Source organism: Streptomyces sp. NPDC025833 (assembly GCF_055558055.1).
Genome location: NZ_JBVHNF010000005.1, coordinates 303,335 through 323,773 on the forward strand (window position 1 = coordinate 303,335; position 20,439 = coordinate 323,773).

Annotated in this window: 14 protein-coding genes; 10 read left to right on the forward strand and 4 right to left on the reverse strand. The window is 73.2% G+C overall.

Features of this window, described 5'->3' with window-relative positions; genetic code table 11:
• The first annotated feature begins 153 nt into the window (after positions 1 to 153).
• Positions 154 to 1,443, forward strand: a complete 1,290-nt coding sequence (locus tag ACZ4K2_RS10840; protein ID WP_467471795.1) for a citrate synthase — start codon at positions 154 to 156, stop codon at positions 1,441 to 1,443.
• A 606-nt stretch (positions 1,444 to 2,049) separates the two neighbouring features.
• On the opposite strand, the gene ACZ4K2_RS10845 is transcribed toward ACZ4K2_RS10840, so the two are convergent.
• From ACZ4K2_RS10845 to ACZ4K2_RS10855, 3 genes are all read right to left on the reverse strand, one after another.
• Positions 2,050 to 4,311, reverse strand: a complete 2,262-nt coding sequence (locus ACZ4K2_RS10845) for a heavy metal translocating P-type ATPase (protein ID WP_467471797.1) — start codon at positions 4,309 to 4,311, stop codon at positions 2,050 to 2,052.
• Positions 4,312 to 4,397: 86 nt separating this feature from the next.
• Positions 4,398 to 4,637 carry a heavy-metal-associated domain-containing protein gene (locus tag ACZ4K2_RS10850; RefSeq protein ID WP_467471798.1) on the reverse strand — a complete coding sequence of 80 codons (240 nt, stop codon included), beginning with the start codon at positions 4,635 to 4,637 and terminating at the stop codon, positions 4,398 to 4,400.
• Between the two features lie 132 nt (positions 4,638 to 4,769).
• A complete protein-coding gene (locus ACZ4K2_RS10855) occupies positions 4,770 to 5,411 on the reverse strand; it encodes a TetR/AcrR family transcriptional regulator (RefSeq protein WP_467471800.1) in 642 nt (213 codons plus the stop codon).
• 166 nt (positions 5,412 to 5,577) lie between these two features.
• On the opposite strand from ACZ4K2_RS10855, the gene ACZ4K2_RS10860 reads away from it, so the two are divergent.
• The gene (locus tag ACZ4K2_RS10860; RefSeq protein WP_467471802.1) at positions 5,578 to 7,836 is read left to right on the forward strand and encodes an MMPL family transporter; all 2,259 of its coding nucleotides are present in this window, start codon (positions 5,578 to 5,580) and stop codon (positions 7,834 to 7,836) included.
• A 500-nt stretch (positions 7,837 to 8,336) separates the two neighbouring features.
• On the opposite strand, the gene ACZ4K2_RS10865 is transcribed toward ACZ4K2_RS10860, so the two are convergent.
• Positions 8,337 to 8,537: a helix-turn-helix transcriptional regulator gene (locus ACZ4K2_RS10865; RefSeq protein ID WP_467471804.1), complete on the reverse strand. Its 201-nt coding sequence runs from the start codon at positions 8,535 to 8,537 to the stop codon at positions 8,337 to 8,339.
• A gap of 290 nt (positions 8,538 to 8,827) precedes the next feature.
• Between ACZ4K2_RS10865 and iolC the strand changes: the two genes are divergently transcribed.
• From iolC to ACZ4K2_RS10905, 8 genes are all read left to right on the forward strand, one after another.
• The gene (iolC, locus tag ACZ4K2_RS10870; protein WP_467471807.1) at positions 8,828 to 9,778 is read left to right on the forward strand and encodes a 5-dehydro-2-deoxygluconokinase; all 951 of its coding nucleotides are present in this window, start codon (positions 8,828 to 8,830) and stop codon (positions 9,776 to 9,778) included.
• Between the two features lie 107 nt (positions 9,779 to 9,885).
• Positions 9,886 to 10,722 (forward strand): Cgl0159 family (beta/alpha)8-fold protein, encoded by an 837-nt coding sequence (locus ACZ4K2_RS10875; protein ID WP_467472058.1) that lies wholly within the window; start codon positions 9,886 to 9,888, stop codon positions 10,720 to 10,722.
• Positions 10,723 to 10,729: 7 nt separating this feature from the next.
• Positions 10,730 to 11,554, forward strand: a complete 825-nt coding sequence (iolB, locus tag ACZ4K2_RS10880; RefSeq protein ID WP_467471809.1) for a 5-deoxy-glucuronate isomerase — start codon at positions 10,730 to 10,732, stop codon at positions 11,552 to 11,554.
• Positions 11,551 to 13,428 (forward strand): 3D-(3,5/4)-trihydroxycyclohexane-1,2-dione acylhydrolase (decyclizing), encoded by a 1,878-nt coding sequence (gene iolD, locus ACZ4K2_RS10885; protein ID WP_467471811.1) that lies wholly within the window; start codon positions 11,551 to 11,553, stop codon positions 13,426 to 13,428. Before iolB ends, iolD begins: the two co-directional genes overlap by 4 nt.
• A gap of 16 nt (positions 13,429 to 13,444) precedes the next feature.
• Positions 13,445 to 14,947: a CoA-acylating methylmalonate-semialdehyde dehydrogenase gene (gene mmsA, locus ACZ4K2_RS10890; protein WP_467471813.1), complete on the forward strand. Its 1,503-nt coding sequence runs from the start codon at positions 13,445 to 13,447 to the stop codon at positions 14,945 to 14,947.
• A gap of 390 nt (positions 14,948 to 15,337) precedes the next feature.
• On the forward strand, positions 15,338 to 16,810 hold the full coding sequence (locus ACZ4K2_RS10895; protein WP_467471815.1) for an APC family permease: 1,473 nt from the start codon (positions 15,338 to 15,340) through the stop codon (positions 16,808 to 16,810).
• A gap of 112 nt (positions 16,811 to 16,922) precedes the next feature.
• Positions 16,923 to 19,571 carry a CocE/NonD family hydrolase gene (locus tag ACZ4K2_RS10900; RefSeq protein ID WP_467471817.1) on the forward strand — a complete coding sequence of 883 codons (2,649 nt, stop codon included), beginning with the start codon at positions 16,923 to 16,925 and terminating at the stop codon, positions 19,569 to 19,571.
• On the forward strand, positions 19,568 to 20,422 hold the full coding sequence (locus ACZ4K2_RS10905; RefSeq protein ID WP_467471819.1) for an ABC transporter permease: 855 nt from the start codon (positions 19,568 to 19,570) through the stop codon (positions 20,420 to 20,422). The genes ACZ4K2_RS10900 and ACZ4K2_RS10905 overlap by 4 nt, the downstream gene beginning before the upstream one ends.
• Positions 20,423 to 20,439 lie beyond the last annotated feature (17 nt).

Genomic DNA, 20,439 nt, shown 5'->3' on the forward strand with positions numbered 1-20,439 from the left:
CCTCCGAGGGGGCAGGATGAGCAGATTGACGGCACTGAGTGCCGCCGATAGGCCCAATGGTCGACCCCGAGTGCACTCTCCTGAGCCAAATGGGGGATGGTAGAGACAGTCAGGGCACCTCGAAGATGAGGCACTACGTCGGTGAGGGAAGACGTGAGCGACAACTCTGTAGTACTGCGGTACGGCGACGGCGAGTACACCTACCCGGTGGTCGACAGCACCGTCGGCGACACGGGCTTCGACATCGGGAAGCTCCGCGCCCAGACCGGTCTGGTGACCCTGGACAGCGGGTACGGCAACACGGCCGCGTACAAATCCGCGGTCACCTACCTCGACGGCGAGGCGGGCATCCTCCGGTACCGCGGCTACCCCATCGAGCAGCTGGCCGAGCGCTCCACCTTCCTCGAGGTGGCGTACCTGCTGATCAACGGTGAGCTGCCCACCGTCGACGAGCTCTCGACGTTCAAGAACGACATCACGCGGCACACCCTGCTGCACGAGGACGTCAAGAACTTCTACAAGGGCTTCCCCCGCGACGCCCACCCGATGGCCATGCTGTCCTCGGTGGTCTCGGCGCTTTCCACCTTCTACCAGGACAGCCACAACCCGTTCGACGAGAAGCAGCGCGACCTCTCCACGATCCGGCTGCTCGCGAAGCTGCCGACGATCGCGGCGTACGCATACAAGAAGTCGATCGGCCACCCGTTCGTCTACCCGCGCAACGACCTCGGCTACGTCGAGAACTTCCTGCGCATGACCTTCTCGGTGCCGGCGGACGAGTACGAGCTGGACCCGGTCGTGGTCTCCGCCCTGGACAAGCTGCTCATCCTGCACGCGGACCACGAGCAGAACTGTTCGACCTCCACCGTGCGCCTGGTCGGCTCGTCGCAGGCGAACATGTTCGCGTCGATCTCGGCCGGCATCAACGCCCTGTGGGGCCCGCTGCACGGCGGCGCCAACCAGTCGGTGCTGGAGATGCTGGAGGGCATCCGCGACGCCGGTTCCGACGTCGACTCCTTCATCCGCAAGGTGAAGAACAAGGAGGACGGCGTCCGCCTGATGGGCTTCGGCCACCGGGTCTACAAGAACTTCGACCCGCGTGCCAAGATCATCAAGGCCGCCGCGCACGACGTGCTGTCCGCTCTCGGCAAGTCCGACGAGCTGCTGGACATCGCGCTGAAGCTGGAGGAGCACGCGCTCTCCGACGACTACTTCGTCTCGCGCAGCCTCTACCCGAACGTCGACTTCTACACCGGCCTGATCTACCGGGCCATGGGCTTCCCGACCGAGATGTTCACGGTCCTGTTCGCCCTCGGCCGGCTGCCGGGCTGGATCGCCCAGTGGACCGAGATGATCAAGGAGCCGGGTTCCCGCATCGGCCGCCCGCGCCAGATCTACACGGGCGTCGTCGAGCGCGACTTCGTCCCGGTCGAGGAGCGCTGAGCGCACCGGTACCGCGGAGCACACCGCACACCAGGGCCTGCCCGTTCCGGGCGGGCCCTGAGCCGTTGGTGCGGTCGTACGGAAAGCAGAAGGCGCCCTGATGCGCCGGTCCCCCCACGGGCCGACGACCAGGGCGCCTTCCCATGTCCCGGTGCGGATTCCCCCCACGGGATCCGGCCGGGCGCTTGGAGAGGACAGCGCCTGAATCGCTGTCTGAGTACGACGGGCTGACCCGCCGTGCTCCAGTGATGCGGTGCGATCTGCCGGGACAACGCACACAGGGAGGGCCGCTCAAAGCTTCCCGGTGTACGTGCCCCGGCAACGCATCTCTGAGGAAGTCCCCCAAGACATCCTCAGATGCCAGTCAGCGCCCCCCAAGACGCTGGGCTGACATCGCCAACTTAGACCTTCGAACCCCTTCGATGGTTACGTTCGCATCACTGTGATCTGCGTCTCTTGCATATGTCCTTTACGTACGCAAGAGCCCCGATATGCCAATCGGGGCCCAAGCGTAAGGATGATGCGCGAGCCTTGTGAAGAGCTTATGTGAGGCTCGCGCCGGACTCCAGGGGGACCGGGAGATCGGTCCGGGCAATTGCCGCCGGTTCAGCGGAAGGTCCGCAACCGGAGACTGTTGGTCACCACGAACACCGAGGAGAAGGCCATCGCCGCTCCGGCGATCATCGGGTTGAGCAGTCCGGCGGCGGCCAGCGGCAGCGCGGCGACGTTGTAGCCGAAGGCCCACACCAGGTTCCCCTTGATGGTGGCGAGTGTCCGGCGGGAGAGCCGGATCGCGTCCCCGGCCACCCGCAGGTCCCCGCGCACCAGCGTCAGGTCGCCGGCCTCGATCGCCGCGTCCGTGCCCGTGCCCATGGCCAGGCCCAGGTCCGCGGTGGCGAGTGCGGCGGCATCGTTCACCCCGTCGCCGACCATGGCCACCGACCGCCCCTCGCGCTGCAGCCGCCGGACGACGTCCACCTTGTCCTCGGGCAGCACCTCGGCGTACACGTTCCCGGAGTCGATGCCGACGGTCTTCGCGACCGCCTCGGCGACCGTGCGGTTGTCGCCCGTCAGCAGCACCGGGGTGAGCCCCAGCGCGCGCAGCCCGCGGACCGCCTCGGCGCTGGTCTCCTTGACCGCGTCGGCGACGGCGAGCACCCCGCGGGCCCGCCCGTCCCAGCCCGCCACGACGGCCGTACGGCCCCGCTCCTCGGCCTCGCGGGCCGCGCGGGCCAGCTCCGGCGGCAGCTCGTCGTACAGGCGCCCCACGGCCACCTCGCGGCCCTCCACGCGCCCGCGCACGCCCCGCCCGGGAACGTTCTCGAAGTGCTCCACGGCGGGCAGCGCCCCGGCGCGCTCCTCGGCGCCGGCGGCGATCGCGCGGGCCACGGGGTGCTCGGAGGCGTGCTCCAGTGCGCCCGCGAGCCGCAGCAGCTCCTTCTCGTCGGCGCCGTCGGCCGTGTAGACCTCCTGGAGGGCCATCCGGCCGGTGGTGACCGTGCCGGTCTTGTCCAGGACCACCGTGTCGACGCGGCGCGTGGACTCCAGCACCTCCGGGCCCTTGATCAGGATGCCGAGCTGGGCGCCGCGCCCGGTGCCGACCATCAGCGCGGTCGGCGTGGCGAGGCCCAGCGCGCAGGGGCAGGCGATGATCAGGACGGCGACGGCGGCCGTGAACGCGGCGACCGCGTCGCCGGTGACGCCCAGCCAGACCCCGAAGGTGGCGAGCGCGATGAGGATGACCACCGGGACGAAGACCGCGGAGATCCGGTCGGCGAGCCGCTGCACCTCGGCCTTGCCGTTCTGCGCGTCCTCCACCAGCCTGGCCATCCGGGCGAGCTGGGTGTCCGCGCCGACCCGGGTCGCCTCGACGACCAGCCGGCCGCCGGCGTTGACCGTGGCGCCGGTGACCCGGTCGCCGGGGCCGACGTCGACCGGCACCGACTCGCCGGTCAGCATGGAGGCGTCCACCGCGGAGACGCCCTCCGCCACCGTGCCGTCGGTGGCGATCTTCTCGCCGGGCCGCACGACGAACCGGTCGCCGACGGCCAGGGACGCGACCGGCACGCGGACCTCGCGGCCGTCCCGCAGCACCGCCACGTCCTTGGCGCCCAGCTCCATCAGCGCCCGCAGGGCGGCCCCGGCGCGCCGCTTGGAGCGGGCCTCCAGGTAGCGGCCGAGCAGGATCAGCGCGACGACTCCGGCGGCGACCTCCAGGTAGATGGAGGAGGCGCCGTCCGTCCGGGAGACGGTGAGGCGGAACTCGTCGTGCATGCCGGCCATGCCCGCGTCGCCGAGGAACAGCGCCCACAGCGACCAGCCGAACGCGGCCAGCGTGCCGACCGAGACCAGGGTGTCCATGGTGGCGGCGCCGTGCCGGAGGTTGGTCCAGGCGGCCCGGTGGAAGGGGGCGCCGCCCCAGACGACGACCGGTGCGCTCAGGGTGAGCGAGAGCCACTGCCAGTTGTCGAACTGGAGCGCCGGGACCATCGAGAGCAGGACGACGGGCACGGCGAGCAGCGCGGAGACGAGCAGGCGGTGCCGCAGGGCGCCGGTCTCGGGGTCCCGCTCGGCGCTCTCGGCGCTCTCGGTGGCGGCCTCGGGCTCGGGCCGCGGCGGCGCGGGTTCCTCGGCGGTGTAGCCGGTCTTCTCCACGGTGGCGATCAGGTCGGCCACCCGGACGCCGTCGGCGATGGTGACCCTGGCCTTCTCGGTGGCGAAGTTGACGGTGGCGCTGACGCCGTCCATCCGGTTGAGCTTCTTCTCCACGCGGGCCGCGCAGGAGGCGCAGGTCATCCCGCCGATGAGCAGTTCGACCCGGTCGGTGCCGGCTGCCCCGGCCCCCGTCGTGGCGGTGGTGCTGGTCATGTCCGGACTCCAGGCATCGGACCGGACCGTACGGATCCAGTATCAGCTGGTCGGCACGGCCCGGTCGGGGAAAGGGAGGGTCTTCCTCAGGCCTTGCCGGCCAGCTCGAAGCCGGCCTCGTCGACGGCGGCGCGCACGGCCTCGTCGTCCAGCGGGGCCGCGGAGACGACGGTCACCTCGCCGGTCGACGCCACCGCCTTCACCGAGCTGACGCCCGGGAGCTGGGAGATCTCACCGGAGACGGAGCCCTCGCAGTGGCCGCAGCTCATGCCGGTGACCTGGTAGACGGTGGTGACGGAGCCCGGGGTGGCGGTCTGGGCGCTCATGTCTGTACTCCTCGTCGTGGCGTGTGGGGCCAAGGGGTCCCCGGGGGAACCCCCACGCTCACCACTCTATACCCCTAGGGGGTATTACTCCAGCAGCGGTGCCGCACGGCCGCCCCGGCGCGCCGCGGGATGTCACGCCCGGGCCGGCCGGTCGCCCGCCATGGGCCGCAGGTAGCGGATCAGGGCGTCCTTGGTCTCCTGGACGTAGGCGGCGCGCTCGGCGCCCTCGTGGGCGAGGACGAGCTCCAGGCCGGCCTTGTAGACGCCGAGGCAGACGTGTGCGGTCCGGGTGAGGTCGGCCGGCGCGGCCGCGGGCATGAAGGAGGCGAGCAGACTTTCGACGCGGCCGATCAGGGCGGTGTGCAGCTGGTCGTGGGCCTCGGCCATCCGGCCCGGGATGTCGGGTCCGTGCATGAGGGTGAAGAACACGGGGTGGTCGGTGTTGAAGGCCATGAACCGGTCGACGGCCGAGCCGATCGCCTCCTCCATCGGGGTGGCCGGGTCGGCGGGGGTGAGCGCCTCGCCGTACGCCTGGCGCATCTCGTGCACCAGGCGGTCGCTCAGCTCGACCGCGATCGCCTCCTTGTTGGGGAAGAACTGGTACAGCGTGCCCGGCGAGACGCCCGCCTCGCGGGCGATGGCGTTGGTGCTGGCGGCGGTGTAGCCGCTGGTGCAGAAGACCCGGGCGGCGGCTTGGAGCAGCTGTGCGACGCGGCGTTCGCCGCGCGCCTGGCGGCGGCGCGGCTGCTGCTCCTTCTCGGTGGTCTCGGGCACGCGTTATCCCCAGCTCTCAGGACGCGATTGACAAACGCGAGCGGTCACTCGCATTCTGTGTGGAACGCGAGCGATCTCTCGTGTTTGTCAGTCTATGGCAATGACTGATCCATGCTGCCGTGTTCGCGGAGGGCCGCGCCGGCCAGGGTGAAGGGGACACCGCACGATGACCGAAGCCGAGACTCCGCGGCACCATGGGGACCGGGTACCCCCGCCCGGCCGCTGGACCCGCCTGGTGACCGCCCGGCCGCGGCTGTCGCTGCTCCTCGCCCTGGTGCTCACCGCACTCGCCGTGCTCGCCGGCAGCGGGGTCGCGGACCGCCTCGGCAGCGGCGGCTGGGAGGACCCGGCCGCCGAGTCCACGTACGCGACCAAGGCGCTGGAGCGCGCGTTCCCCGCCTCGCAGCCGAACCTGCTGCTCCTGGTCGACGCGGGCCGCGCCTCGGTCGACGACCCGGCGGTGGCCGCCGCGGCCCGTGAGCTGGCCGGGCGCCTGGCGCGCGAGAACGGCGTGACCGGCGTCGGCTCCTACTGGCAGGGCGGATCGCCCGCCCTGCGCGCCGAGGACGGCCACGAGGCGCTGATCGCCGCGCGCGTCACCGGCGACGAGAGCGCGGCGGCCCGCACCCTGGACCGCATCGCCCCGCACTACCGGGGCACGCACGGCCCGGTCCGGGTCCGGATCGGCGGCATCGTCGCGGTGCGGCACGAGATGCAGACCGTCATCAAGGAGGACCTCACCCGCGCCGAGCTGATCGCCCTGCCGGTCACCCTGGTCCTGCTGGTCATGGTGTTCGGCAGCGCGGTCGCCGCCCTGCTGCCGCTGGGCGTCGGCATCGTCGCCATCCTCGGGACGAACGCCGTGCTGCGGGGGCTGACGGCCTTCACCGACGTCTCGGTCTTCGCGCTGAACCTCACCACCGCCCTCGGCCTGGGCCTCGCCATCGACTACGCCCTGTTCATCGTCCGCCGCTACCGCGAGGAGCTGTCCGCCGGAGCAGCCCCGGCGGCCGCCGTGGGCACGACCCTGCGCACCGCCGGCCGCACCGTGCTCTTCTCCGCGCTGACGGTCGCGGTCTCCCTGGCCGCCATGCTGGCCTTCCCGCAGTACTTCCTGCGCTCCTTCGCCTACGCCGGCATGGCCGTGGTGCTCCTCGCGGCGGCGGCCGCCCTGGTCCTGCTCCCGGCCGCGCTGCTCCTGCTCGGCCACCGGGTCGACTCCCTGGACCTGCGCCGCCTCCTGCGCCGCGGCCGGGCACCGCGGCGGCCCGAGGGCACGGCCTGGGCGCGCGCGGCCGGCCTGGTCATGCGCCGCGCCCCGCTGTTCGCACTCGGCACCACCGCCCTGCTGGTGCTGCTCGGACTGCCCTTCACCGGGGTGAGGTTCGGTACGGCCGACGACCGGCAACTGCCCGCGTCCGCCGAGTCCCACGTGGTGCAGCAGCACATCCGCGATGGCTTCCCCGGCAGCCCCGGCGGCGGCCTCGAAGTGCTCGCCGAGGGCCGGTCCGACGCGGCCGGGTACGCCGCCTACAAGCAGCGGGTGGCCGCCCTGCCCGACGTCGTCCGCGTGGACGGCCCCCTGGTCCGGGGCGGCGCCGCCTACTTCACGGTCCAGCCGAGGGGCGAGGCCGTGGGCGAGGCGGCCCAGCGCCTGGTCGGCGAGGTGCGCGCAGTGCCCGCCCCCTTCGCCACCGAGGTGACCGGCACGGCCGCGGTCCTCGTGGACACCAAGCACGCGATAGCCGAGCGCCTGCCCTGGGCGGCCCTGTTCATCGCCGTCGTCACGCTGCTGCTGGTCTTCCTGCTCACCGGCAGCGTGCTGATACCCGTGCAGGCCGTGGTGCTCAACGCGCTCAGTCTGACGGCGATGTTCGGCGCGGTCGTCTGGGTCTTCCAGGACGGCCACCTGTCCGGCCCGCTCGGGTTCACCAGCCCCGGATCCGTCGAGACCACCCTGCCCGTCCTGATGTTCTGCGTGGCCTTCGGCCTGTCCATGGACTACGGCGTCTTCCTGCTCTCCCGCATCAAGGAGGAGTACGACCGCACGGGCGACCACGACCAGGCGGTGCGCCACGGGCTCCAGCGCACGGGCGGGCTGATCACCGCGGCGGCGGTCATCCTCGCGGTGGTCATGGTCGCCATCGGCACCTCCCGGGTCACCAACACCAAGATGCTGGGCCTCGGCATCGCGCTCGCGGTGCTGATGGACGCGATGGTGGTCCGCAGCCTCCTGGTCCCGGCCATCATGCGCCTGACCGGGAGGGCGACCTGGTGGGCGCCGGCCCGGCTCAGGCGCCTCCACCAGCGGTTCGGACTGAGCGAGGGCGAGCCGGAACCGGCCCGCCGCGACGAGGACGGCCACGCGGCCGGCCCCGGCGAACCGGCCCTGGCCGCCCGCTCCGGCGGGACCGGAACCGCCTGACCCAGCCACACAGGTGCCGCCCCCGGCAGCCACGACAGGGCCGGGCCACCGCTCCCGCCCGGCCGGTGTCACGGACCGGGTAGGAGCGGTACGGGGCGTTGCGGGCGGTCCCGGCGGTCCCGGCGGTCCCGGCGGTCCCGGCGGTCCCGGCGGTCCCTGCGGCCCCTGCGGTCTCGGGGCCGCTGGGGCCTTCGCTGCGGCCCCGGCGGCGGACAACGGCCCCCGGTGAGAGCGTCACGGCCGACCGGGCTCCCACCTGCCACACCGTCGGCCGGGCGCCGTGCGCCCCCACCGAGGCTCACCCGCAGCCCCCGGGACTCGCCCGCCCCCGGGACGCACCCGCGGGAACCACCCCCCGGGACGCACCCGCGGGAACCACCCCCCGGGACGCACCCGCGGGAACCACCCCCCGGGACGCACCCGCGGGAACCACCCCCCGGAACGTACCCGCGAGAACCCGCCCCCCGGGGGCGCAGCCGCCGGAACCCGCCCCCGGCGGCTCACCCGTTCCCGCGGCCCCGGTTGCCGGGGCGGGCGGCGACCCAGGCGCGGACGGTGTCCGCGTACCAGAAGGGCTTGCCCCCCTCCACATGGTCGGGCGCGGGCAGCAGCCCGTGTTTGCGGTAGGACCGCACGGTGTCCGGCTGCACCCGGATGTGCGCCGCGATCTCCTTGTAGGACCAGAGCCTTCGGTCGGTCATGAGTTGCACCTCCCTGCGCGCACCGCGGAGGCGGCCACGTTCGGCCGCCGGGGGACCGGGCGCTGCGCTGGCGATCACCAAGCCTGCGCCCACCCAACGACGCAGAGTGACCGGCGGCGCTCCCCTGTCGACTGGGTGTGACCCAGCACTCGCGTACACGTGACATGTGTGACAGGAAGGGGGTGTTTGTGACACGTCGGCCACACCCTGGTCCGAATGTCCGGACAAAACGTTGACATGGATCGGGGTACGGGCTAGAAAGCCGGAAGAGCCATGACGAAGGGAAGCCGATGGCTTACGACCTGATCACCATGGGGCGGATCGGAGTGGACCTCTACCCGCTGCAGACCGGTGTCCCGCTCGCCCGGGTGTCGTCCTTCGGCAAGTTCCTCGGCGGCTCGGCGGCGAACGTCGCGGTCGCCGCGGCCCGGCTCGGACGGCACACCGCGGTGATCACCCGCACCGGCGACGACCCGTTCGGGGCCTACCTGCACGAGGCGCTGCGCGGCTTCGGCGTCGACGACCGCTGGGTCACTCCCGTGCCCGGCCTGCCGACCCCGGTCACCTTCTGCGAGGTCTTCCCGCCGGACGACTTCCCGCTCTACTTCTACCGCCGGCCCAAGGCCCCCGACCTGGAGATCCACCCGGAAGAGCTGGACCTGGACGCCGTCCGCGCCGCTCGGATCTTCTGGGTCACCGGCACCGGACTGAGCGAGGAGCCCAGCCGCACGGCGACCCTGGCGGCCCTCGCCCACCGGGCCCGGGCGGGCACCACGGTCTTCGACCTGGACTGGCGCCCCATGTTCTGGAGCGACCCCGGGCAGGCCCGGCCCTTCTACGCCGAGGCGCTGCGCCACACCACCGTCGCCGTCGGCAACCTGGACGAGGTGGAGGTCGCCACCGGGACCCGCGAGCCGCACGCCGCCGCCCGCGCGCTGCTGGACGCCGGGGCGGAACTGGCCGTCGTCAAACAGGGCCCCGAGGGAGTCCTCGCCGTCCACCGCGACGGCGAGTCCGCCGAGGTCCCGCCGCTGCCCGTCACCGTCCTGAACGGACTCGGCGCCGGGGACGCCTTCGGCGGCTCCCTCTGCCACGGCCTGCTGGCCGGCCGGGACCTGGAGACGGTCATGCGGCACGCCAACGCGGCCGGGGCCATCGTCGCCTCCCGCCTGGAGTGCTCCTCCGCGATGCCGGCCCCCGACGAGGTGGCCGCCGCGCTCGACGCCGGAGCGGTGCGGTGAGGGCCGGCCGGGTCGCCGGCGCGCACACCGGCGGCGGGGACACCGGGCGGCGCCCCCGCGTCGACGTCGCCGGACTCGTCCGGGTCCGCACCCACCACCCCGAGGCGATCGCCGAGGCCGCCGCCCGCCGGGCCCGCAGGCCCCTGCTGGACGGCGACGGCCGGCTGCTGATCATCGCCGCCGACCACCCGGCCCGCGGCGCCCTCGGCGTCGGCGACCGCGAACTCGCCATGGCCAACCGCGTCGACCTGCTCGAACGCCTCTGCCTCGCACTGTCCCGGCCCGGCGTCGACGGCGTGCTCGCCGGCGCGGACGTCCTCGACGACCTGCTCCTGCTCGGCGCCCTCGACCACAAGATCGTCATGGGCTCGATGAACCGCGGCGGCCTTGCGGGCGCGCGTTCCGAACCCGACGACCGCTTCACCGGCCACCGCCCCGAGGACATCGAGCGGCTCGGCTTCGACGCGGGCAGGCTGCTGCTGCGCATCGACCACGACGACCCGGGCTCCCTCACCACCCTGGAGTCCGCCGCCCGCGCCGTCGACGCCATGGCCGCGCGCCGGCTGCCGGTCTTCGTCGAGCCGCTCCTCACCCGCCGCACCGCCGGGGGGAAGCCGGTGAACGACCTGTCGGCCGGGGCGGTCACCCGCGCCATCTCCATCGCCTCGGGCCTCGGCGGCTCCTCGGCCTACACCTGGCTGCAGGTGCCCGTCACCGAGGACCCCGCCGACATGGTCCGGGTCATGGAGGCGTCCACACTGCCCGCCGTGCTGCTCGGCGGCGACATCGGCGACTCGCCCGGGGACCGGGACACCGCCTGCGAGAGGTGGCGCGGCGCGCTGCGACTCCCCACCGTGCGCGGTCTCGTGGCCGGCCGCTCGCTGCTGTACCCGGCGGCCGGCGACGTGGCCGCCGCCGTGGACGCCGCCGTCGGACTGCTGTGAGGGCCGCATGACCAGCACCGACCTGCACCTGCCCAGGGGCGCCACCGCGAACGCCCGGTACGCCGTCGACATCGGGCCCGAGTTGGCCGGCTGGACACACAGCGGCCTGCGCGTCGTCGAGTTGCCGCCCGGCGGAAGCCATACGTTCGGCACCGCGGACAGCGAATGGATCGTGCTTCCGCTGGAAGGCGGATGTACCGTGCGAATCGACGACGTCGAGTTCCAACTCCTGGGCCGGGACAATGTGTTCGCGGACGTCTCCGACTTCGCGTACGCCCCCCGGGACACCCGGGTCCAGATCGCCTCCGGCGCGGGAGGCCGCTTCGCCCTGGCAGGAGCGAAGTGCGAGCGACGACTCCCCGCCCGCTACGGCCCCGCGCCGGAGGTCCCCGTCGAGGTGCGCGGCAGCGGCGGCTGCGCCCGCCGGGTGCGCAACTTCGCCTCCGCCGACTCCTTCGACTGCGACCGGCTGATCGCCGTCGAGGTGGTCACCCCGGGCGGCAACTGGTCCTCGTACCCGCCGCACAAGCACGACGAGCACCGGCCGGGCGAGGAGTCCGAGCTGGAGGAGATCTACTACTTCGAGATCGACGGCCCGAACGGCCTCGGCTACCAGCGCGTGTTCCCCTCCCGCGAGGGCGGCGCCGACGTCCTCGCCGAGGTCCGCTCCGGCGACGCCGTCCTCGTCCCGGACGGCTGGCACGGCCCGTCCATCGCCCAGCCCGGACACGACATGTACTACCTGAACGTCATGGCGGGCCCGGGCGCGACCCGGGAGTGGCGGATCCGTTTCCACCCCGACCACACCGCGGGCGCGGGGGGCTACCGATGACGATCCGGCTGACCGTCGCCCAGGCCCTCGTCCGCTTCCTCGCCGCCCAGCACACCGAGCGGGACGGCGCCCGGCAGCGGCTGATCGGCGCCACCTGGGGCATCTTCGGCCACGGCAACGTCGCCGGGATCGGCCAGGCACTGGTTGAGTACGCCGACGTCATGCCGTACCACCAGGGCCGCAACGAGCAGTCCATGGTGCACGCGGCGGTCGGCTACGCCCGCCAGTCGAACCGCCTGTCCACGCACGCGGTGACCACCTCGATCGGCCCCGGCGCGACCAACCTCGTCACCGGCGCCGCCCTGGCCACCGTCAACCACCTGCCGGTCCTGCTGCTGCCCGGCGACACCTTCGCCACCCGTCCGGCCGACCCGGTCCTCCAGCAGCTGGAGGTGCCGTACGCGGGCGACGTCTCGGTCAACGACACCCTGCGCCCGGTGTCGCGGTACTTCGACCGGATCACCCGCCCCGAGCAGCTCGTCCCGAGCGCCCTCCAGGCGATGCGGGTCCTCGCCGACCCCGTCCAGACCGGCGCGGTCACCCTCGCCCTCCCGCAGGACGTGCAGGCGGAGGGCTTCGACTGGCCGGAGGAGTTCTTCGCCGAGCGCGTGTGGACCGTGCGCCGGCCGGGCGCGGACCCCGCCGAACTGGCGGCGGCGGTCCGGGCGGTCCGCGCGGCGCGCAGGCCGCTGGTCGTCGCCGGCGGCGGGGTCCACCACAGCCGGGCCGAGGAGGCCCTCGCGGAGTTCGCCGCCGCGACCGGCGTCCCGGTCGCCTGCACGCAGGCCGGCAAGGGCTCGCTCCGCCACGACCACCCGCAGGACGTCGGCGGGATCGGCCACACCGGCACCGCGACCGCCGACGCGCTGGCCCGCGCCGCGGACCTGGTGATCGGCGTCGGCACCCGCTGGACCGACTTCACCACCGCCTCCGGCACCCTCTTCGCCCACCCCGGCGTGCGCTTCCTCAACCTCAACATCGCGTCCTTCGACGGCCACAAGCTGGCCGGCCTCCCGCTGGTCGCGGACGCCCGCCGCGGCCTGGGCGAGCTGACCGAGGCGCTGGTGGCGCACGGGTACCGGGCCGCCGAGCCGTACGTCGCCGGGTACACCGCGGACAAGCGGTGCTGGGAGGAGCGCGTCGACGCCTGCTTCGCGGCCGCCGAGCCCGGCACGCGCCCCACCCAGCCGCAGGTGATCGGCGCGCTGGACGCCCTGGTGGACGAGTCGGACATCATCGTCAACGCGGCCGGCTCGCTCCCCGGCGACCTGCACAAGCTGTGGCGGGCCCGCTCCCGCGACCAGTACCACCTGGAGTACGGCTACTCCTGCATGGGCTACGAGATCCCGGCCGCCATCGGGGTGAAGCTCGCCGCGCCCGAGCGGAACGTGTGGGCGCTGGTCGGCGACGGCACGTACCTGATGATGCCGACGGAGCTGGTGACCGCCGTGCAGGAGGGAATCGCGATCAAGGTGCTGATCCTGCAGAACCACGGGTACGCGTCCATCGGCGGCCTGTCGGAGGCGGTGGGCGGCGAGCGGTTCGGCACGGCGTACCGGTTCGTGACCGGCGAGGGGACGTACACGGGCGCCCCGCTCCCCGTCGACCTCGCCGCCAACGCGGCCAGCCTCGGCATGCGGGTGCTGCGCGCGAGGACCGTGCGGGAGCTGCGCGCGGCGCTCGCCGAGGCGCGGACCGCCGGGACACCCACATGTGTCTACGTGGAGACCGAAACGTCCGACACTGTGTCGGGCGCGCCCCCCGCGCAGGCCTGGTGGGATGTTCCTGTGGCCGAGACCGCGACCCGACCGTCGGCGGTCACGGCACGAGAGCTGTACGAACGGCACGTCTCGACCCGACGCCGCCATCTGTAAGAAGGAGTCACTGGGCATGACGAAGATCGTCAACCACTGGATCGGCGGCAAGACCGTCGAAGGCGCGTCGGGCACGTACGGGCCGGTCACCGACCCGGCGACCGGCGCGGTCACCACGAAGGTCGCGTTCGCGTCGGTGCAGGAGGTGGACGCCGCGGTCGGCGCGGCGAAGGACGCCTTCGCGACCTGGGGCCAGTCCTCGCTGGCCCAGCGGACGAACATCCTCTTCAAGTTCCGCGCGCTGCTCGACGCCCACCGCGACGAGATCGCCGACCTGATCACCGCCGAGCACGGCAAGGTGCACTCCGACGCGCTCGGCGAGGTCGCGCGCGGCATGGAGATCGTCGACCTGGCCTGCGGCATCAACGTCCAGCTCAAGGGCGAGCTGTCCACGCAGGTCGCCAGCCGGGTCGACGTGGCCTCGATCCGCCAGCCGCTCGGCGTCGTGGCCGGCATCACGCCGTTCAACTTCCCGGCGATGGTCCCGATGTGGATGTTCCCGATCGCCATCGCGACCGGCAACACCTTCGTGCTGAAGCCGAGCGAGAAGGACCCCTCGGCGTCGGTCCGCATCGCCGAGCTGCTCTCCGAGGCCGGTCTGCCGGACGGGGTGTTCAACGTCCTGCACGGCGACAAGGTGGCCGTCGACCGGCTGCTGGAGCACCCGGACGTCAAGGCCGTCTCCTTCGTCGGCTCGACCCCGATCGCCCGGTACATCCACACCACCGCCTCCGCCAACGGCAAGCGCGTGCAGGCCCTCGGCGGCGCCAAGAACCACATGCTGGTCCTGCCGGACGCGGACCTGGACGCGGCGGCCGACGCCGCGGTCAGCGCGGCCTACGGCTCCGCGGGCGAGCGCTGCATGGCCATCTCGGCCGTCGTGGCCGTCGGCGCCATCGGCGACACGCTGGTGGAGAAGATCCGCGAGCGCGCCGAGAAGATCAAGATCGGTCCGGGCAACGACCCGGCGTCCGAGATGGGCCCGCTGATCACGGCCGCCCACCGCGACAAGGTGGCGTCGTACGTGTCCGGCGCCGCCGCCGAGGGCGCCGAGGTGGTGCTCGACGGCACCGGCTACACGGTCGAGGGCTTCGAGGACGGCCACTGGATCGGCCTCTCGCTGCTGGACAAGGTGCCCACCACTGCCAAGGCCTACCAGGACGAGATCTTCGGCCCGGTGCTGTGCGTGCTGCGCGCCGACACCTACGAGGAGGGCCTGGCCCTCATCAACGCCTCGCCGTTCGGCAACGGCACCGCGATCTTCACCCGGGACGGCGGCGCGGCCCGCCGCTTCCAGCTCGAGGTCGAGGCCGGCATGGTCGGCGTGAACGTCCCGATCCCGGTGCCGGTGGGCTACCACTCCTTCGGCGGCTGGAAGGACTCGCTCTTCGGCGACCACCACGTCTACGGCAACGACGGCACGCACTTCTACACCCGCGGCAAGGTCGTCACCACGCGCTGGCCCGACCCGGCCGACGCCCCGGCGGGCGTCGACCTGGGCTTCCCGCGCACCCACTGAGACCGGCCGGGAAGCGCTCCCGGCCACCCGTCAGGCCGTCCGGATACCGGACGGTCTGACATTTTTTTGCCACCTCGGCTGCGATTCCCGTTCTTGACGGACGAAACGGGTGGCGAAGGGGGTGGTGGGATATGACCTTCGAAACCAAGGTCATATCCGACTGGGTCTTGATGGATGCTCCTACCGGTCGCTGCGGCCTGTGAAAGCGATGCCGCTCGGACCGTCGGCCACCTGCGGATTCCGCAGGTAATCAGCCATTGACGTGGTGGTTTTCGTCGGGGTTCCCTATGGCAGCACCGGGAGCGGAAGAGACCAACGTACGACGATCCGCCGGAGGCGATAGCGCTCCCGATCCATCCCCACTCGCACGAGTCGATCGGATTCCGCCGCATGACCGACACGCTCCGCCCTGTCGAGGCCGCCCTCCCGGAGGCCCCCGACAGCCCCCAGAAGCTCAAGCGCTCCATCGGCGTGGTCGGCGGCACCCTGCTCACCCTCTCGTGCGTCACACCGGCCTCCACGCTCTTCGTGGTCGTCCCGGACCTCTTCGGCTCCCTCGGCACCGCCACCGCCCTGACGATCGCCATCGGCTCCCTCCTCTGTATCGCCGTGGCGTTCTGCTACTCCGAGCTGGGCACCCTCATCCCCAGCGCGGGCGGCGAGTACGCCATGGTGTCGACGATGGCCGGCCGGCTCGCGGGCTGGCTGGTCTTCGTGCTCTCCCTGCTGGTCGTGATGATCGTGCCGCCGGTGATCGCGATGGGCACGGCGGACTACCTCTCCCCCCTCGTCCACCTCGACCCGGCCATGACCGGCGCCGGCGTGATGCTGCTCGCCACCCTCGCCGGCCTGCTCGACCTGCGCGCCAACGCGTGGATCACCGGCATCTTCCTGGTCCTGGAGGTCATCGCCGCGGGCGTGGTGGCCCTGCTCGGCTTCGCCCACAGCCACCGCGGGCTCGGCAGCCTGACCTCGATGCAGGTCGCCGGCTCCGGCGGCCACGCGGACACCGTGACCGCCATGCTGGTCGTCTCCGGACTCGCCATCGCCCTCTTCGTCACCCAGGGCTTCTCGACCGCCGTCTACCTCTCCGAGGAGCTGGAGCACCCGCGCCGCAACGTCGCCCGCACGGTCCTCGCCACCCTCGCCATCTCCACCGTGATCATCCTGGTGCCGGTCACCGCCATCACCATGGGCGCCTCCGACCTGGGCGAGCTGACCGGCGGCGACATCAGCGCCATGGTCACCGCCTGGTCCAACTCCGCGGTCGGCACCTTCGTCAGCCTCTGCGTGGCCCTCGCCATCATCAACGCGGGCATCGTCATGGTGATCCAGAACTCCCGCGTCCTGTTCGCCTCCGCCCGCGACAAGGCCTGGCCCGGCCCGGTCAACACGATGTTCTCCCGGCTCGGCCGCTTCGGCTCCCCCTGGGTGGCCACCCTCGCGGTCGGCGTCCCCGGCGCGCTGCTCTGCTTCGTCAACCTGGACACCCTGTACGGCGTCACCGGCGTCTCCGTGACCGGCATGTACCTGCTGGTCGCGATCGCCGCCCTGCTCGCCCGCCGCGGCTCCCACAAGCACACGCCCGCCTGGCGGATGCCGCTGTGGCCCGCGATGCCGGTCCTGCTCATCGCCGTCCTGGCGTACATCCTGACCCAGCAGGAGACCGGCTACCTGCTGTGGACCGGCGGCATCGTCGCCGTCGCCACCCTCTACTGGGCCCTGTACCTGCGCCCGCGCCGCGACACCCACTGGCTGGTGACCATCCCGGAGGACGCCCAGGTCCCGGCGGACGCGGTGACCATCCCGGCTCAGGCGGCCCCAGTGACCGCCCCGGTGGCCGGCGAGGCCGCGCGCCCCTGACCGGCGTACCGCGGACGCGGTACGGCCCGGCCGCCCCGTAGTCCCGGGGGAGGGGCGGCCGGTCCACCCGGGGGCGGCGGCGGTTGTCGGCGCCGCCCCGTACCGTTGACGCATGGATCTTCGACCTCGCGGCCTGCGGACGCTGCTGCGCGGGCCGCGCCGGCTGGCCGCCGCCGCGGCCGCCGTCGTGGTGCTGGCCGGCGCCGGGACGTGGACGGCGGCCGTCGCCTCCGACGACCCGCCCGCCGTGCACCGCGACGACCGGGTCATGGCCGTCGACGGGGTGCGCCTGGACACCTCGTTCTTCACCCCGGCCGGCGCCGGCCGGCACCCCGCCGTCCTCCTCGCGCACGGCTTCGGCGGCAGCAAGGACGACATGCGGCGGCAGGCCGAGGACCTCGCCCGGTCCGGATACGCGGTCCTCACCTGGTCGGCGCGCGGCTTCGGCCGGTCCACCGGCCGGATCGGGCTCAACGCCCCCGACGGCGAGGTCGCCGACGTCTCCCGGCTCGTCGACTGGCTGGCCGGGCAGCCCCAGGTGCGGCTCGACCGGCCCGGCGACCCGCGCGTGGGCGTGGCCGGCGGCTCCTACGGCGGCGCGATCGCCCTGCTCGCCGCCGGGCACGACCGCCGGATCGACGCCATCGCCCCCGCGATCACCTACTGGAACCTCGCGGACGCCCTGTTCCCGAACGGCGTCTTCAAGAAGCTGTGGGCCGGCGTCTTCGTCAACACCGGCGGCGGCTGCGCGAGGTTCCAGCCCGCCTTGTGCCGGATGTACGAGCGGGTCGCCGAGTCCGGCACCCCCGACGCCGCCGCCCGCGAGGTGCTGGAGGAGCGCTCGCCGTCCGCCGTCGGCGACCGCATCGAGGTGCCCACCCTGCTGGTGCAGGGACAGACCGACTCGCTGTTCCCCCTCGGCCAGGCCGACGCGGCCGCGCGGGCGATCCGGGCGAACGGCGCCCCCGTCGCCGTCGACTGGATCGCGGGCGGCCACGACGGCGGCGACATGGAGACCACCCGCGTAGAGACCCGCGTGCACGCCTGGTTCGACCGGTACCTGAAGGGCGACGAGGCCGCCGCCACCGGCCCGGCCTTCCGGGTCACCCGCACCGGCGGCGTCGACTCCACCGACGGCACCACCCGACTGCGCGGCGCGAGCGCCGACACCTACCCGGGGCTGCACGGCCACCGGCGGGCCGTCCCCCTCACCGGCGGCGAACAGCACGTCGCCAACCCGGCCGGCGCCAGCCCGCCCGGCGTCTCCGCACTGCCCGGCCTCGGTTCCGGCGGGCTCTCCCAGCTCTCCGCGCTCGGCGTCGGCGTCTCCCTGGACTTCCCCGGCCAGTACGCGGCGTTCGACTCCGCACCGCTCACCCGCGACCTGCGGATCACCGGCGCCCCCACGGCCACCGTCCGCGTCACCTCCACCCGCGACGACGCCGTCCTGTTCGGCAAGGTCTACGACGTCGGCCCCGGCGGCACCCGCAAGGTGCTGCCCGCCCGGCTCGTCACCCCCGTCCGGGTGACCGGGGCCAGAGCCGGCAAGGACGTCACCCTCACCCTCCCGGCGATCGACCACGAGGTGCAGAAGGGCCACCGGCTCCGTCTGGTCCTCGCCTCCACCGACCTCGGCTACGCCTCACCGCAGGCACCGGCCGGCTACACCGTCTCCCTGAAGGGCGCCCTCAGCGTGCCGACGGCCCCCGGCGTCACCACCGCCGCGGCCCCCCTGCCCGCCTGGGTCTGGTGGCTGCCCGCGGCCGGTGCCGCCGCCGCCCTCGCCCTGCTGCTCACCGCCCGCCGCCGCACGGCCGCCCCCGCGCCCGACCCGGAGCTGGCCGACGTCCCGCTGGTGATCGAGGGCCTGAGCAAGCGGTACGCGAAGTCCACCGACCGGTACGCGGTCCGGGAGCTGTCCTTCCGCGTCGGCAGGGGCCAGGTCCTCGGCCTGCTCGGACCGAACGGCGCGGGCAAGACCACCACCCTGCGCATGCTGATGGGCCTGATCCGCCCGGACGACGGCGAGATCCGGGTCTTCGGCCACGCCGTCCGGCCCGGCGCGCCGGTGCTCTCCCGGGTCGGCGCCTTCGTGGAGGGCGCGGGCTTCCTGCCCCACCTGTCCGGCCGGGAGAACCTGGAGCTGTACTGGCGGGCCACCGGCCGCCCGCCCGGGGACGCCCACCTGGACGAGGCCCTGGAGATCGCCGGGCTCGGCGACGCGCTCGCCCGCGCCGTGCGCACCTACTCGCAGGGCATGCGCCAGCGCCTCGCCATCGCCCAGGCCATGCTGGGCCTGCCCGACCTGCTCATCCTGGACGAGCCCACCAACGGCCTGGACCCGCCGCAGATCCGCGAGATGCGCGAGGTGATGATCCGCTACGCGGCCGACGGCCGTACCGTGATCGTCTCCAGCCACCTCCTCGCCGAGGTGGAGCAGTCCTGCACCCACCTGGTGGTGATGGACCGCGGCCGGCTCGTGCAGGCCGGACCGGTCCGGGACATCGTCGGCACCGGCGACACCCTGCTGGTCGGCACCGCCACCCCCGTGGAGGCGCCGGTGGCGGAGAAGGTGGCCGCGCTGGACGGCGTCGCCTCCGCCGTGCGCACCGACGACGGGCTGCTGATCCGGCTCGAACCGGGTAGCACGGCCGAGTGGCTGATCGCGGAACTCGTCCGGCTGGAGGTGCCGGTCGCCTCCGTCGGCCCGCACCGCCGCCTGGAGGACGCCTTCCTCACCCTGATCGGAGGTTCCGCATGAGCACGCTCACGGAGGTCGCCCCCGGCTACCAGGCGGGGCGCACCCTGCCGCTGCGGGTCGAGCTGGCCCGCCAGCTCAAGCGGCGCCGCACCCTGGTCATGGGCGCGGTCCTGGGCCTGCTGCCGTTCGTGCTGCTCATCGCCTTCGCGATCGGCGGCGACCCCGGCGGCCGCGGCAACCGGGTCACCCTCATGGACACGGCCACCGCCTCCGGCGCCAACTTCGCCGCGGTCAGCCTCTTCGTGTCGGCCGGCTTCCTGCTGGTCGTCCCGGTCGCCCTGTTCTGCGGCGACACGGTCGCCTCGGAGGCGAGCTGGTCCTCGCTGCGCTACCTCCTCGCCGCGCCCGTGCCCCGCGCCCGGCTGCTCTGGTCCAAGCTCGTCGTTGCGCTGGGGCTGAGCCTGGCCGCGATGGTGCTGCTGCCGCTCGTTGCCCTCGCCGTCGGCACGGCCGCGTACGGCTGGGGCCCGCTCCAGCTCCCGACCGGCGGCGCGCTGGACAGCGGCACGGCGGTGCAGCGCCTGGCGGTGGCCGTGGCGTACATCTTCGTGTCCCAACTGGTCACCGCGGGCCTGGCGTTCTGGCTGTCGACCATGACGGACGCCCCGCTCGGCGCGGTCGGCGGCGCGGTCGGCCTGACCATCGTCGGCAACGTCCTGGACGCCGTCACCGCCCTCGGTGACTGGCGCGACTTCCTGCCCGCCCACTGGCAGTTCTCCTGGGCCGACGCCGTCCAGCCGTACCCCGAGTGGTCCGGCATGATCCAGGGCGCGGCGGTCTCGGTGACCTACGCGCTGGTGCTGTTCGCCCTGGCCTTCCGGGGCTTCGCCCGCAAGGACGTCGTCTCGTAGTCGTAGTCGCAGTCGTT